The organism is Nocardia altamirensis NBRC 108246 (genome assembly GCF_001612685.1).
Classification (GTDB): domain Bacteria; phylum Actinomycetota; class Actinomycetes; order Mycobacteriales; family Mycobacteriaceae; genus Nocardia; species Nocardia altamirensis.
This window is the reverse complement of sequence record NZ_BDAY01000035.1, coordinates 90,921-105,684: the sequence shown is the minus strand read 5'-3', so window position 1 is coordinate 105,684 and position 14,764 is coordinate 90,921. Positions and strand designations below refer to the sequence as shown.

12 protein-coding genes are annotated in these 14,764 nt (G+C 62.9%); 6 read left to right on the top strand and 6 right to left on the bottom strand.

Annotation, left to right across the window (positions count from 1 at the left end; translation table 11 throughout):
- Positions 1-10: 10 nt before the first annotated feature.
- From NA11_RS19640 to NA11_RS19620, 5 genes are all read right to left on the bottom strand, one after another.
- Positions 11-226 (bottom strand): response regulator transcription factor, encoded by a 216-nt coding sequence (locus tag NA11_RS19640; RefSeq protein ID WP_218023347.1) that lies wholly within the window; start codon positions 224-226, stop codon positions 11-13.
- A gap of 20 nt (positions 227-246) precedes the next feature.
- Complete coding sequence (locus tag NA11_RS19635; RefSeq protein ID WP_141717709.1) at positions 247-1,770, bottom strand: MDR family MFS transporter; 1,524 nt, start codon at positions 1,768-1,770, stop codon at positions 247-249.
- A 75-nt stretch (positions 1,771-1,845) separates the two neighbouring features.
- On the bottom strand, positions 1,846-2,766 hold the full coding sequence (locus tag NA11_RS19630; protein ID WP_069163387.1) for an MBL fold metallo-hydrolase: 921 nt from the start codon (positions 2,764-2,766) through the stop codon (positions 1,846-1,848).
- Complete coding sequence (locus tag NA11_RS19625; protein WP_069163386.1) at positions 2,763-3,758, bottom strand: ornithine cyclodeaminase family protein; 996 nt, start codon at positions 3,756-3,758, stop codon at positions 2,763-2,765. The genes NA11_RS19630 and NA11_RS19625 overlap by 4 nt, the downstream gene beginning before the upstream one ends.
- Positions 3,759-3,800: 42 nt before the next feature.
- On the bottom strand, positions 3,801-4,790 hold the full coding sequence (locus NA11_RS19620; RefSeq protein ID WP_069163385.1) for a 3-methyl-L-tyrosine peroxygenase-related protein: 990 nt from the start codon (positions 4,788-4,790) through the stop codon (positions 3,801-3,803).
- Positions 4,791-5,043: 253 nt separating this feature from the next.
- Here NA11_RS19620 and NA11_RS19615 point away from each other — a divergent pair, with 253 nt between their 5' ends.
- The 6 genes from NA11_RS19615 (at position 5,044) to NA11_RS19590 (ending at position 14,226) form a co-directional block, all read left to right on the top strand.
- Positions 5,044-5,910 (top strand): aspartyl/asparaginyl beta-hydroxylase domain-containing protein, encoded by an 867-nt coding sequence (locus NA11_RS19615; RefSeq protein ID WP_218023346.1) that lies wholly within the window; start codon positions 5,044-5,046, stop codon positions 5,908-5,910.
- A 7-nt stretch (positions 5,911-5,917) separates the two neighbouring features.
- Entirely contained in the window at positions 5,918-6,364 is a 447-nt protein-coding gene (locus tag NA11_RS19610) for a VOC family protein (protein ID WP_069163384.1), read from the top strand.
- Positions 6,365-6,408: 44 nt separating this feature from the next.
- A complete protein-coding gene (locus NA11_RS19605; RefSeq protein ID WP_069163383.1) occupies positions 6,409-7,287 on the top strand; it encodes an LLM class flavin-dependent oxidoreductase in 879 nt (292 codons plus the stop codon).
- Between the two features lie 76 nt (positions 7,288-7,363).
- Complete coding sequence (gene car / locus NA11_RS19600; RefSeq protein ID WP_069163411.1) at positions 7,364-10,864, top strand: carboxylic acid reductase; 3,501 nt, start codon at positions 7,364-7,366, stop codon at positions 10,862-10,864.
- Between the two features lie 339 nt (positions 10,865-11,203).
- Positions 11,204-13,000, top strand: a complete 1,797-nt coding sequence (locus NA11_RS19595) for a non-ribosomal peptide synthetase (protein ID WP_167837681.1) — start codon at positions 11,204-11,206, stop codon at positions 12,998-13,000.
- A gap of 2 nt (positions 13,001-13,002) precedes the next feature.
- On the top strand, positions 13,003-14,226 hold the full coding sequence (locus NA11_RS19590; RefSeq protein ID WP_069163381.1) for a cytochrome P450: 1,224 nt from the start codon (positions 13,003-13,005) through the stop codon (positions 14,224-14,226).
- Positions 14,227-14,381: 155 nt separating this feature from the next.
- Here NA11_RS19590 and NA11_RS19585 read toward each other — a convergent pair whose 3' ends face one another.
- Positions 14,382-14,732 (bottom strand): hypothetical protein, encoded by a 351-nt coding sequence (locus tag NA11_RS19585; protein WP_141717708.1) that lies wholly within the window; start codon positions 14,730-14,732, stop codon positions 14,382-14,384.
- Positions 14,733-14,764: the final 32 nt, after the last annotated feature.

Below are 14,764 nucleotides of genomic sequence, written 5' to 3'. Positions count from 1 at the left end.
TGTCGCCGGACTAACCGATGTCCACCAACCCCAGCTCCGCCGCCTTGATCCCGGCTTGGAAACGCGATTTGGCGTTCAGGGTTCGCAATATCCGGGCAACATAGCGCCGATAGGTGCGGACGGAGACATCCATCTCCCGCGCAGCGGTCTCGTCCTTGACCCCGCTGCACAATTGCGCCAACACCTGCGAGTCGACGCGATCCAAACTGATGCTGTCGACAGACACGAAAAGACCCTCCACTCTCATCACGCACTCCCGTTGTCCCGCCGCAGCGGTATCTCCCGCAACCGCAGCGCGATCACCACGCCGATGACCGCAACCATCGCCGCGGCGAGGAACACACCGTGCAGCGCCGTCCCTATCCCGTCGAGCAAGGTGTCACGCGAGCCCGGGGGCAGCGCGTCGATCTGGTCTCGGCTGATGCCGGTCCCGCTGTGGGCCAGCACGGACAACGGATCCGTGACCGGGGTGCGCAGCAGTGTCCGCGTCAGCACCGTGCTGAACACCGCCCCGAACACCGCCACCCCCAGCGCCTGCCCGACGGTCCGGCTGAACGCCCCGGTCGACACGGCAACCCCGGTGTCGGCCGGTTTCGCGGCGTTCAGCGCCGCGAGCTGCACCACCGAGCTCAGCATCGCGAGTCCTGTTCCGGCGACTGCCAATGCGGCGCCCTGCACCACATAGGGCAGGTCGGCATCCAGCACGGACAGACTGAAGGTGGCGACGGCGAGCAGGACCGTCCCGAGCACCGGGAACCGCCGGTAGCGCCCGGTGCGACTGATCGCCCGCCCGCACAGCGCCGATGTCACCGCCCAGGCGATCAAGAACGGTGTCATGTGCCATCCCGAGGTGGCGGGCGAGACACCGTCCACGGTCTGCTGGAACAGCGGCATGAACGTGGCGATGCCCTGCGTCGAGAAGCCGAGGACGAACGCCAAGAGGATCGAGACCCGGATCACGGGGTCGCCGAACAAGTGCGGCGGCACCAGCGGCTCGTCGACCCGCCGTTCGACGTACACCGCCGCGATCGCCAAAATCACCGTGGCGGCAATCGAACTCAGGACCGGGACGGACGTCCACGGGTACCTCGTCCCGCCCACGGTGACGAGGAGGATCAGCGAGCTGACCGCTCCCGACACCAGCACCGCACCCCACCAGTCGATGACCGGCGGCCGCTGGTCCTGATCGGGGACCCGCAGCTTCGCCGCGACCACCACCAAAGCGAATGCGCCGATCGGGATGTTGACATAGAAGACCCATCGCCAGTTCAGCGTCTCCGACAGCACACCACCGACCACCGGGCCCGACACCGAGGCCAGCGCGTACGCCGACTGCACGATTCCCTGATATCTGCCTTGGATCGCCGGCGGTACGACCGTGCCGATGACCGCCCACGAATTCACGATGATCCCGCCCGCGCCGATCCCCTGGAGCAGACGGAAGACCACGAGCTGCGGCATGGACTGGGCCAGCCCGCACAACATCGAACCCACCAGGAAAACTCCCAGCGCGATCAGGAACAGGCGCTTGCGTCCATAGAGATCACCGAGCTTTCCGTGCAGCGGCACCGAAACGCAGATCCCGAACATGTATGCCGTTGTCACCCAAGATAATTCGGTGAGTCCACCCAGTTCGACCACGATCGACGGCAAGGCCGTTTCGACGACGGTCTGGTCCATCGCCGCGACGAACATGGCCAGCGTCATACAGGAAAAGAGGAGGGCGACCTGCGGGTCCCAGCTCGGCCGTAGCCGTTCACGTTGACTCAATTACGTTCTCCTGCCGGCACATTCCTCGGGCGGGCCGCCCGCTGTCGAGTAGCCGGCGCCCCGGCCGCGCCACCCTCATGCATCGCAGGTGAGTCGCCGACCGTCGTTGTAGGCGACCATCTCCCGCAGCGCTGTCTCGCTGTCCAGACGGGCACCCCGTTCGACGCCGTTCAGCTCGGCGTAGGCGCGGTGCAGGTTGCCCACGATGCGCTCGGCATCCTGCAGCCCGGCGAACTCCCCCAGGTCGATCTCCCGAGCGGCTGCCAGCGGTGTCAGTCCCGCCTCTTGCCCCCGGCGCGCGGCCTCCTGCACGAACCGCAGGTATGCCAGGCTCTTCTCGATCGCCTCCGGCCCGCAGACAGCGCCGTGCCCGGCAACGATCGTTCGCGCGCCGAGCGGCCGGATGACCTGCTCGAGCACCTCGATCGTGCCGCTGATCGAACCCATCAGGGCGAACGGCGTGCCCCCGCTGAACACCAGATCCCCCACGAACAGCACGTCGCGCTCGGGGATGTGCACGATCGAGTCATTGCCGGTGTGCGCGGGTGTGCCGACATACCGCACGTCACAACGCAATTCATCGGACCAGAGGGTGATCCCGGTGGTGTAGGTCAGAAACGGCGGCGCCATCTCGAACCGGCCCCACTCCACATCGGTCCAGATGCCTCGATTTCTGGGGGCCCCGAAAGCGAGTACCCCGGCGCGGCAGTGCTCGTGGCCGACGATCGTCGCCCCGGGGAACAGGAAGTTGCCGAAGGTGTGGTCGCCGTGGTGATGGGTGTTGACCAGGGTATGGACCGCGTGCGGGGTCACCGCGGCGATCGCCGCGAGATAAGCCCGGGTGCGCCGCTCGGTGGCGCAGGAGTCGATGCTGATGACGCCGGAACCGCCGACGATGAACCCGGTGTTGTTGAGCATCCAGCCGCCGTCCGGCTGGATATACGCGTAGACGCCGTCCGCGACCTCGACGGTCTGCGGCGTGGACGCCGCGCTCATGCCGGTCGCCCGACCGGCACGGGCACCGATGACTTGACCGACACCACGTCCTCGATGCGCCGACCCAAGCCGAGCTCGGCCGCCTTCCGATAGGCGTAGGCGGCCACCGCGATGTCCTGCAGCGGCGAGCCCACCGACTTGTACATGGTGCGTTGCGGCGGCTCGTCGACCTGCCGACCGCACAGCTCGGCCAGGGTGATCACCTTGCCGGAGTCCAGGGTTCCCGCGTCGGCGGCGGCCATGGCGTCGCCGGACTCCTCCAGCGCCTGCATGCGATCCACCACGATCAGATCCGGGTACGCCCATACCGCAGCGTCCAGCTCGCGCTCCGCGGGCATCGTCGAACCGGTGGAGCTGATATGCGCGGTGGTGGCGGAGATCCAGTCCGCGAAGAAGGCAGGCCCGGCGCCCGCGGTGTTCGTCGCGACCATGATCAGGTCGGCCTCGTGCACCGCCGCCGCGCCCGAATCCACCGCGCGCACAGGGATACCCAACTCTCCGGCGAGGTCACGGGCCAGCAGTTGACGGCGCTCGGCGCGGGGACTGTAGATCGACATCCGGTCCACGGCGAGCAGCTGGCCGACGACCGCCGCCTGCATGCGCGCCTCGTGCCCGGAACCGATGATCCCGACCGCCGAAGCCTGCGGGACCAGCCGGACGGCGGCCAGCGCCGCGGTCGTAGCGGTGCGCAGCACGGTCAGGTAGTTGGCGTCTAGACAGGCCAGCGGCACGCCACTGTCGATGTCGAACAGATTGATCTGAAATCGCACCTCATTGCCGACGAAGTGAAACTCCTTGTACCCCACCACCCCGAACTCGGGCAGCGCCGCCGCCATCAGTCGCAACCATCCCGAGGCGAAGCAGAGATTCACCCGCTCGGTGATCGCCGCGGCACCCGTGTACTCGGCCCGGTGGGCCGTATCCAACGCCAGGAGCACCCCGGGCAGGTCCGCCGCGCGCCGCACGTCGTCAGCGGTCAGTAGCAACGTCATCGTGTTCCACCTTCAGATCGCGCAACGCATTTCGTCACGGTGTCATCCGCCATGGGCACGCAGTCCGCGGTGTTCGCCAGGCACCCGTGCTTGCGCCGTCAGCGAATCGAGGCGCGGCAGACGATTCCCCACGGCATGGCTCACGACCCGGAAGTTGATCTGCGGCAACCGCTCCGCACAGGCGACGACCTCAGCAGAGGACAGCTCTACCGTCCGTTGACCATCCACCAGGGACAGGCCGTTGCTCGCCACATCCTGCGAGATCGCGACAAGCCTGCGCGCCAACTGCGCCACGATGTCCTGGCGCGACACCTGCGCCCGCATGGTGAGGAAGTAGTTGTCGTAGAGCAGGCCGAGCAACCTCGTATCCTGCAGGCGGATGTCCCGTGCTCGTCCGGCCGATGCGGCGGCCCGCAGCAGCGACGGTCCATCAGGCACCAGCTTGGCCGCGACGCCTTCGTGTATCTCCTGGTAGAGCCGCACCGCGGTAGCCAGGTCGGCCGCCTCCCGCAGATACTCGGTTCCCGACGGCAGCCGTCCCCGGAAAACTTCCCGAACCGGCCGGTAGTCCGGCGCCCAGGCGCCGCTGAAACAACGATGCTGCAAATACATGCTCGGTCTGATCAGGCTCTGGTAGACCTGCCGCGGGCAAGAGCTGGTGTACAGCAGCATGGCGCAGTACCCGCGCACATAGTCCGTCAGCACTCGGCAGCCGATCGACGGCGGCGTCCGACCGGCGTCCATGTCGCGGAGCACCCCCGTCATCAGTCGCCAGATCACGAAGCTCACCTGGTGGCCCGTCAGCCAGCGGAACCAGAAGACCTCCTGCTCCGACTCGTCCCCGGCAACCATGTCCCCGTTGAGGATTCGCGCACCGACGTCCCGATAGTCGGCGTGCTCCCGCCCGGCAGGCAGATCATCGTCGGCCACCTCCGGGTTCGGCAGGGTCAACGGCTCGAGACCGTAGCGGACGCCGCCGAAGTACCACCCCGAGGTAGCGGGCAGATCGATCACTATCGCCTCGGTGGTCATCGATCACCACTCCGGAGTACGACGAGCGGGAACGGAGTTCGGTGTTTCCGCAGTCACATTCACGAGTACAGCGTGGGGCACCCGGATGCCTTGCCGACAGGGGTCGCATTCCCGGTGCGCCGGGAAGAATTCCCGATACCTCGAGGCACCACGTCCATTGTTTCCGGGTGACGCCCGGCGCTAGCGTCGACCGAGTCCCAGCGACGATCGATATCCGAGAATTCACGACCGGGATGAGTCAAAGGAGCAAGTGGTGCGTACGCAATTGATCGGAAAGATAGAATTCGACCAGGTGCGGCTCTCGGCGGACCTGGACCGCAGCCTCGAGGTCACCTACGCCGAACCGTACGACGAATTCGCCTGCGGTCGCCCGTGGAAGAGTGTCATGTTGATGGCGCCAGGCGGTGGGGCGGGCGGCGTGCTCGCCGACTTCGATCCGCGCAGGCCCAGCGCGTTCACGAAGGCCGGAGAGCATCTTCCGTACATCCAAGAGATCATCCGGGAAAATTTCGCAATGGAGCACGCGACCTTCGCCCGACTGGTCGCTCTCACCGACGGCGTCCTGGTCCCACATTGCGACTACGTCGAAATGTCCACGGACGTGGAGAAACAGCGCATCGCGCATCGCGTGCACATTGTGCTGTCGACCTCGGAGAGCGCCAAGTTCAACGAGACGGATTCCGTCTACCGGATGCGGGAGGGCGAGATCTGGGCCATCGACGTCACCCGCCCGCACAGCGCGGGCGTCATCGACAATACCCGCCGGGTACATCTGCTGGTTGACCTCGCCGATGTGGACGACGTGGCGGATCTCTTCAAGTTCGACGCCGACCTGTCGGGCAATTTCCCCGAGGCCAACATCTGTGATCGGCCCGCGCTGAGCGACGCCGAACGAGAGGGCATCCTCTCGATGTCCTCGATCATCGACGAAGAGAACTTCATGCAGGTCATGGGACTGGTTGTGCGAAAGCACTACCGCAACGACGGCGGCCCGGACTTCGTGTGGCGATCGATGAACGAGATCGCCGAGCGCAGCGGCAATTCTACGATCGTCAAGATGGTATCGGACCTCTACCGGCACACGAATATCGTGCGCATCGAAGGCGCACACCGGAAATGAGGCGAGGATGATCTCTTTTCATCACATCGCGATACAGACACGCGATCTGGACAATTGCCTGGCGTGGTACCGAGACTATTTCGGGGTCGAAGAGAAGTGGACCCTGGACAAGTTCTCGCCGCTGACGCTCAGCCGCCTGCCCGGGATAACCCGGCTGACCGAGGTGCGCATCGGCGATTTTCGCCTGCATTTGTTCGAGCGCGCCGACCTGGCTCCTGATCCGGTAGCCGAGAGGGCGGCACAGTTCCAACACGTTTGCGTAGCCACCGAATCGCCGCAAGAGCTGTCGGTTCGGCGTGACCGCTGGATCGAGGTCTTCGAATCGGAGAACTATGTCTTCGCCAGGCCGGACCACCCGACCGAGATCGTCATCGACGACGAGGGGATACAAAGCTTCTACCTGTTCGATGTGAACGGCTTGGAGTTCGAATTCACTTACACGCCGGTCGGTTGACGAACCCTCGGCTGTGAACCGGAACTATTCTGACAGGGGCCCGAATGCGCCACGGAGTTCTGATACTGCCCGATCGGCGTTGGTCCGAAGCGCAGGCGAAATGGGTACGTGCCGAGGAGCTCGGTTTCGCGCACGCCTGGGTATACGACCACCTCATGTGGCGGTGGCTCCGCGACAAGCCCTGGTTCGGCGCTGTTCCCACCTTGGCGGCGGCCGCCGCGGCCACCTCGAAGATCCGTCTCGGAACCATGGTCGCCAGCCCGACGTTTCGCCACCCGGTCACGTTCGCAAAAGATCTCATGGCGCTCGACGACATTTCCGACGGCCGCATCATCTGCGGATTCGGCGCGGGGAACGGCGCCTACGACGACATGGCGATGGGTGCCGACCCGTTCCCACCAGCTGAGAGAATGGCACGTTTCGCGGAGTTCGTTGAGCTCACCGACCTGTTGTTGAGTTCGACGGAGACGTCATATCGGGGTGCTCATTTTTCCGCACACGAGGTGTCCATGCACCCGGGCTGCGTCCAGCGGCCTCGCATCCCTTTCGCGCTGGCGGCAGCGGGGCAACGAAGCATGCGGTTGGCTGCGAAATATGCTGGTATCTGGGTGACTACGGGCACTGTCGGCAAACCCGAACCTCGGCCGTATGCGTTGTCACTTCCGCTGCTGCAAGCCCAGTCGTCGGCGCTGGACCAGGCCTGCGCCGACGCCGGGCGGGATCCGTCGACTCTGCGTCGCCTGGTGCTCGCCGGCGGGATGATCAGCGGCGTGCTGGAGTCGGCCGGCTCCTTCGCCGACGCGTCGGGAATGTTCGAGGAAATCGGCTTCACCGACCTCGTGATCCACTGGCCCCGTTCGGAATTCCCCTATCAGGGCAGCGAGAAGATCCTCGAGGAGATATCCCCGCATTTACAGAACTGAGTCAGGAAAGTCGTCCGACGGCCATCGGGGCTGGTACCTGGGTCTATCAGTGCTGCAACAAGGATGGGATGAAGCGGTGGGCAGCGATGCACGGAGACACAGAGTCGCACAACGGGTTTCACGGTTGTACGCGGACGATGTGCAGACCCGTCTGGCCCAGATCAGCGCAGCCGTGAGCGAGGCTGCGCAGCAGCCGGGCCTGACGGTCGGGCAAATCGTGGCGACGGTGTTTGCGGGCTACGCCGATCGACCCGCGCTCGGGGAGCGCGCGGTGGAGATCGTGATCGACGCCGTCACGGGCTGCCGCGCCGCGCGGATACTGCCGAGCTATCGCACCGTCACCTATGGCGAATTCGCCGCGCGGATCGCGGAAGTCGCGGCCGCCTGGCATTACGATCCGCTGCCGGTGCGCCCAGGCCACCGGGTGTGCGTGCTCGGCTTCGCCAGTATCGATTGCCTGACTCTCGACCTGGCCGCCACCCACCTCGGCGCTGTCGTGGTGCCGCTGCAGGCAGGGGCTCCGGCGAGCCAGCTGACGGCGATTCTCGCCGAGACCGAACCACGCGTCGTGGCAACGAGTCTGGCGCAACTACCGCTGGTGGTCGACGCGGTCCGCGCCGCCGACATGCCGGCGCCGCGCCTGGTGGTCTACGACTACCACTCCGACGATGACGCACAGCGCTGCACGTTCGAAGCGGCACGCGCGCGCCTGGCCGACGCGAACAGTCCCGTCACGACCGAATCGCTTGCGACACTGCGGGTCCGGGGCGCGGCGCTACCGGCCGTGCCCGCGTACACCGAGGCCGATGGCGATGATCTCGCGATGCTGATCTACACCTCCGGCAGCACCGGAACGCCCAAGGGCGCCATGCACACCCAACGTATACAGCGCGGAAAGTGGCTCAGCGGACTCGAAAACAGCGGCGACGCGGCGTTGGACGCGGCTGCGATAAGTCTGCATTACTTGCCGCTGAGCCACGTCTTCGGGCGAAGCACGCTGGTGGGCACGCTGGTCCGCGGCGGCACCGCCTATTTCGCTGCCCGCAGCGACATGTCGACACTGCTGGAGGATTTCGCGCTGGTCCGTCCCACGCGGGTGAACCTGGTGCCGCGCGTGTGCGACATGCTGTTCCAGCATTACCTCACCGAACTCGAACGCTCCGGAACCGACAGCGAAGCGGCGCGGGCGCACCTGCGCCGACGCGTCTTCGGCGGGCGTGTGGTCACTGCCTCCATCGCGGGCGCTCCGCTGACCTCCGAGATGCGCGAGTTCATGGAATCGCTGCTGGATGCCGAACTGCACGATTTGTACGGCTCGACCGAAGCCGGTCTGCTCACCGTTGACAACAAGGTGGAGCGGACCCAGGTCGCCGAATACAAGCTCGTCGACGTACCGGAGCTGGGCTACTTCACCAGCGACCGGCCCCACCCGCGCGGCGAGCTGCTGGTGAAGATGCGCAACCCCATGCCGGGGTACTTCCAGCGGCCCGAAGTCACCGCGGCGGTCTTCGACGACAGCTTCTACAAAACCGGCGACATCGTTGCCCGAATCGGGCCCGACGAACTGGTATACGTCGATCGTCGCAGTAACGTGCTCAAACTGTCGCAAGGCGAGTTCGTCACCGTGGCACGGCTGGAAGCGGTGTACGGCAAGGGCCCATGGATACGGCAGATATTCGTCTACGGCAACAGCGAGCGCGCATTCCTGCTCGCCGTCATCGTGCCCACCGCCGCAGCACTTACGACGTTCGACAGTGGCAACACACTGATGACGGCGCTGCGGAAGTCGCTGGCGCACACCGCCGCCGAAGCCGAGCTGAACCCCTACGAAATTCCGCGTGACTTCCTTGTCGAGACCGAGCCATTCAGCGTGGAGAACGGTCTGCTGTCCGGAGCAGGCAAGCTTCTCCGGCCGAAACTCCTTGCACGCTACCGAGATCGACTCGAAGAACGCTATGTCACGCTGACCGAGAGCCGGGCCGACGAGCTGCGTGCTCTGCGGGTGTCCGCCGCCGGACTGCCGGCGCTGGAGTCGGTCAGCCGGGCGGCCCGCGCGCTGCTCGGCGTAGCCGACTCCGAGCTGCGCCCGGACATGCGGTTCCTCGACCTGGGCGGCGACTCGCTGTCAGCACTGACCTTCGCCAACCTGCTCCGCGATGTGCTCGAAATCGAAGTCCCGGTTGGATTTATCACCAGCCCCACCACCGATCTGGCAGCCATCGCGCATTACATCGATTCCGCCCACACCCTGGATAGTGAGTGTCCGAGTTACGCAAGCGTGCACGGCGGCAGCGACCAAGTGCGGCCCGACGACCTCGCGCTGAATGTTTTCATCGACGCCAAGACCCTCACCACAGCAAAGGATTTGGCACGCGTCACGGGCGAACCTCGCACGGTTCTACTGACCGGCGCCAATGGGTATATAGGTCGTTTCCTCTGCCTGGAGTGGATGGAGCGTTTGCAGACCATAGGCGGCACCTTGATCTGCCTCCTTCGTGGTGTCGACTCCGAGCACGCGCGCCGCCGGCTCGACGAGGTCTTCGACACCGGCGACGCCGAGCTGCTACACCGTTACGGCGAACTCGCCGCCAGCACACTGGAAGTCATCACCGGCGATGTCAGCGCGCGCTACTTCGGTTTGGACGAATCGAAGTGGACCGACTTGGCACAGCGAGTCGACTTCGTCGTACATCCGGCTGCATTGGTCAACCACTTATTGCCTTACAGCCAACTATTCGGGCCGAACGTAGTCGGCACCGCGGAGATCATCCGGCTCGCCGTCACCGACCGGATCAAGCCCGTGGTCTACCTTTCCACCGTTGCCGTTGCCTCGGACATCGACCCCGAGCGGATGGCAGGGTCCGAAGGTGACGATATCCGTGACGTGAGCCCGGAGCGCACCTTATCCGACGCAGGCTATGCCAACGGCTATGGCAATAGTAAATGGGCGGGCGAGGTGTTGCTGCGGGAGGCACATGACCTTTGCGCACTGCCGGTCACTGTGTTCCGGTCGAACATGACCCTCGCGCACAGCCGGTACACCGGGCAGCTCAACCTGCCGGACGCGTTCACCAGACTCCTGTTCAGCCTGGTCGCAACCGGCATCGCCCCACGCTCGTTTTACGCCCCCGACGACGGGGGTCGCAGACCGCATTATGACGGCCTACCCGTCGACTTCACCGCCGCCGCGATCACCGCACTCGGTGGGACTGACGGCTTCCGCACCTACCACGTCGTGAACCCGCACGACGACGGTCGTTCGCTGGACCAATTCGTCGAGTGGCTGGTCGAGGCGGGCCATCCCATCCACCGAGTCGACGATTACCGCGAGTGGTTCGCCCGCTTCGGCACGGCCTTGCGCAGCCTGCCCGAGAAACAGCGGGCGCACTCGGTATTGCCTCTGCTGTCGTCCTACGGCCGTCCCGCCACGACGGTGTCCGGCAGCGCTCTACCCGCCACCGCTTTTCGGGACGCAGTTCACCGTGCCCGAGTCGACCCCAGTGGTGACATCCCGCACCTGGAACGTTCCTTGATCGACAAATATCTCTCCGACCTCCGACTACTCGGCCTGCTCTAGCCATGTTGTGGTGGTGGCGCCCTCTTCGGGCGGCTCGGCCGCCTGAAGCATCGTTGGTGGAACCTGTGCCCGAGCGACAGGGTTGTGTACCCGGTCCAGCCGGGAATTTTTCCCGGTATGGCTGGGGCGAGGTCCGATGTGCTCTCGACCCGGGTTCCCGACAATTGAAGACGTGCCGGACGACCTGCCCGGTACGACCGGGCAGGGATTGCAAGAGAACTATCTCGATCGGAGGCACGACAGCAGTGAAAGCTGTTCCCGCAAAAGGATCCATGCACTATCGGAAGCATGCCTCAACATTTCAGGCGGAGAGGTAGTGAATTGATTTCAGGAGATGATATGAATTATCGGGAACCAACCGAAGGCTCGAAGATCACCGAAAACAAGCCTGCCGCGATCGCACCTACAGATCTACTCACGTTGGTCAGCGGGACGGTAAACGATTACGGCGACAGGGTCGCCGTTTCGGACAGTCGGACAGCAATGACATATGCCGATCTCGATGCGAATGCGAAGCGTATCGCCACTCTCTTGACAGAAAACAGAGTCCGAACCGGAAGCAGGGTTGCAGTATCTGTCGGCCGACATCCGGAGATATTCCCGATCATTCTCGGAATATTGAAAGCCGGCTGCACATACGTGCCGATCGACCCGCTTCTCCCACGTAAACGCCGAGAGTACATGATCACACGTTCTGCTGCCGTCGCCGTGTTCACAGGCAGCGGAACCGGGGAGGATTACGTAGCGGATACGGTCGCAGTCTTGGACTACCGACAGGCGCTCGGGAAGCCCCTCCTGACACAAGATACCGACGTGCGACCCAATGATTTGGCTTGCATACTCTTCACCTCCGGTTCATCAGGCGAGCCGAAGCCCGTTATGCTTACTCACAATAACCTGGCGTCCTTCATCACAAACAGCGGACTGCCGAAAATTCGACCTGATGACACCATTGCCCACATTTCCAGCATTTCATTTGACGCATTTCAATACGAGATGTGGTCAGCGATGAAGTCGGGCGCCCAGATTGTCGTCATGGAGACGCTTTCGGAACTGCTGAATACGGATATCGCTCGCGAGTTGCGAACGCGAAACGTGTCCGTAATGCTTGTTCCGTCCATGGCTTTCAATCATATTATGAGCAGTGACGCAAGTACGTTTTCCAACCTGCGGATCCTATGCGTCGGTGGGGATGTAGTATCCCCCCGGGAATGTGGGAATCTCTTCGCGGGAGCCTTCGGCGGCGAGTTGTACAATCTGTACGGGCCAACTGAGGCTACGGTCGCATGCACATGTTACCGTGTCGAAATCTCAGACTCAGAGCTCAACGAAGTGCCGATCGGCTTTCCACTCAACGGCGTGACAATACGCATCCTTGACCATGAACTGAACGAGTGCACGACCGATGCCATCGGGCAGATCTATATCGGCGGCGATACCCTCTCTCCAGGATACTTTCGCGACGAGTCGCGCACAGCGGAGCGTTTCATCCGGGATCCATATGGATCAGGTGGACTTCTGTACGCGACGGGCGATCGAGGAAGTGTGGACAAGAGGGGTATCGTTCATTTTCGTGGGAGACTGGATAGTCAGGTGAAAATCCGAGGCTACCGAGTCGAACCCAGAGAGACTGAAACAGTCATCTTGCAGGTGCCGGGAGTGGACAGGTGTGCCACCATTGCGGTTGGTGAAGGTGCCGACAGACAACTTGTCGCATTTGTTGTCGGGCCGAATCGCCTGTCGATGGGTGATATCAGGCGCGAGGTGGAGAGCAGGCTTCCAGACTATATGGTGCCAGCGATGTTCGCGCGCCTGAGCGAATTTCCGATAACGCCGCACGGTAAACGAAATGATCACGCATTGAGCACCTTGGCGGCCGAGTACGTCGCTCGACGATCGAAGCAAGTTCCGCCAGTCAGCACTCTCGAAGTCGAGATCTTGCGCATATGGAAGGAGCTTCTGCCGGTAGAGCATATCGGCGTGACAGATGATTTCTATGACTTGGGCGGTAACTCACTTATCGCCTTCCGGGTCCAGCGTCGGGTGAACAAGGAGCTGGACGCCAAGATCGAACAGAGAGATGTCCTTACTTCACGCACCGTACGCGAACTCGCTACTATTGCGGCGAATTGCTGACGATGTCGAACACCGCAGATCTTATCGATCTCACTGATACTCGAATTTTCGAGAACAGGGCGCATTACGAAGTATTCAGCTATTTGCGGGAGAACTCGCCGATATTCTGGAACGAACCCAGACGCCATCAAGGGTTCTGGGCGGTAACTCGATATGACGACGTTTATGCGTGCTATGTCAACCATCAGGGACTCACGTCAACCGTCGGACCGATACTCGGCGGATCGTATGGGTCCGCCAATACGGACACGGCAGCAAACAAGATGCTCGTTGCGTCAGATCTGCCGCGACACCGAGTGCTTCGCAAACTAGTACGGATTACCACATCGGCCCCATATGTAGATCGTGCGCGGACGGAGACAAGAAATCTGTTGGCGGCGGCGCTTGACAAGGTCGAGCGCGAGGGAGGCGGTAGCGTCAGTGAAGATCTAAGCCTCTGCCTCCCGATGGGTGCACTGATGGCGATATTCGGAATCTCCTCTTCGCGAGCCAGGGAATTAATCGCCATGACGAGGTCGATGATCGGTATCGAGGACCCGTTCTATGGTGGATCGTTGAATGGTAATGAACTTCGATTGAGTTCAATTCACGCCGACATGCTCGGCTTCTTCGATGACGAGTTGGAGTATCGTCGTGATAATCCGAGTGATGATTTCATCACCTATCTACTGAACGCAAAGGTAGATGGGTACACTCTGACCGACGAGGAAATACTGTTCAATTGCATGAACCTTGCTGTAGGCGGTAACGAAACATCGTCGTATACCGCCAGTACGGGCGTGTTCTTGTTCTCGGAGCACAAGTCGGCGTATAACACGCTACTCGAGCGGCCGGAACTAATGGATGATGCAGTAAATGAAATTCTGCGATGGGCCTCCACGAATTGCTACGTACTTCGAAAATGTACCCGTGATTTCGAACTGAATGGTACCACCATCAAGAGGGGCGATCTGGTTACCTTGTGGAATGTGTCTGCCAATAGGGATCAGGAGGTGTTCCGCGACCCTGACGCATTCGACATCCTGCGTACGCCGAACAGGCATTTGGCGTACGGGCACGGAGTACATCGATGTGTCGGTGCGCCCCTAGCGGCGATGGAGCTTGATCTGTTCTTTCGTCAGCTAGTTGATCGAAAGTTGCGGCTCGAGGTCGATGGAGATGTGAGGTGGCTGCGTTCCAACTTCATCAACGGTCCGGCGATACTGAATGTTTCAGTGTGTCGGTGATGAAGCAAACACTGCGTGACGGAACCGATCACAGCCAAACCGGTCGCCCTCGAGATGGCGGCGATGCGCGACAGCGGGTATGGCGAGGCGACAAGCGCCCAGGGCAGGGAAATCGGAATGAGCACATCCTTGCCTCAGATGCCGTTCTCCAGGCGTCAGATCCAGGACTCGTCGAAGTCGGGATAGTATCGGTAAACCTCCAGGACAAGATCCAGCACTTCCCTGAACGCGCGCTCCCGGGCAACAACAGCCGGGTCGCCTTCTGCAAGACCCCCGCCTGCCGCGAAAGCGATGTTCACCTCGTCGCGAGCAGACCGGTAGATCGCGAGCAATGTCGCCTTGGCCTGCGCCTCCGCCGCCAGCCGTGTCCCGGCCGCGGCATCGTCCATTGCCACCTCGGCGGCCTGACGCAGCTCCGCACCGATTCGGGCGACCAGGAACGACTCGGCGGCGACGGTCAATGCCGCCGCTCGAGTCACGCCGGCTCGCCAATCCCGCGCAGTCATGGTCACGCTCCCTCTTCGCAAAGATTGGTTCC

Coding starts and splice junctions, on each gene's coding strand:
- NA11_RS19605 (WP_069163383.1), top strand. CDS start 6,409: ATGCGCCACGGAGTTCTGATACTGCCCGATCGGCGTTGGTCCGAAGCG.
- NA11_RS19590 (WP_069163381.1), top strand. CDS start 13,003: ATGTCGAACACCGCAGATCTTATCGATCTCACTGATACTCGAATTTTC.
- NA11_RS19620 (WP_069163385.1), bottom strand. CDS start 4,790: ATGACCACCGAGGCGATAGTGATCGATCTGCCCGCTACCTCGGGGTGG.
- NA11_RS19585 (WP_141717708.1), bottom strand. CDS start 14,732: ATGACTGCGCGGGATTGGCGAGCCGGCGTGACTCGAGCGGCGGCATTG.
- NA11_RS19630 (WP_069163387.1), bottom strand. CDS start 2,766: ATGAGCGCGGCGTCCACGCCGCAGACCGTCGAGGTCGCGGACGGCGTC.
- NA11_RS19610 (WP_069163384.1), top strand. CDS start 5,918: ATGATCTCTTTTCATCACATCGCGATACAGACACGCGATCTGGACAAT.
- NA11_RS19625 (WP_069163386.1), bottom strand. CDS start 3,758: ATGACGTTGCTACTGACCGCTGACGACGTGCGGCGCGCGGCGGACCTG.
- NA11_RS19595 (WP_167837681.1), top strand. CDS start 11,204: ATGAATTATCGGGAACCAACCGAAGGCTCGAAGATCACCGAAAACAAG.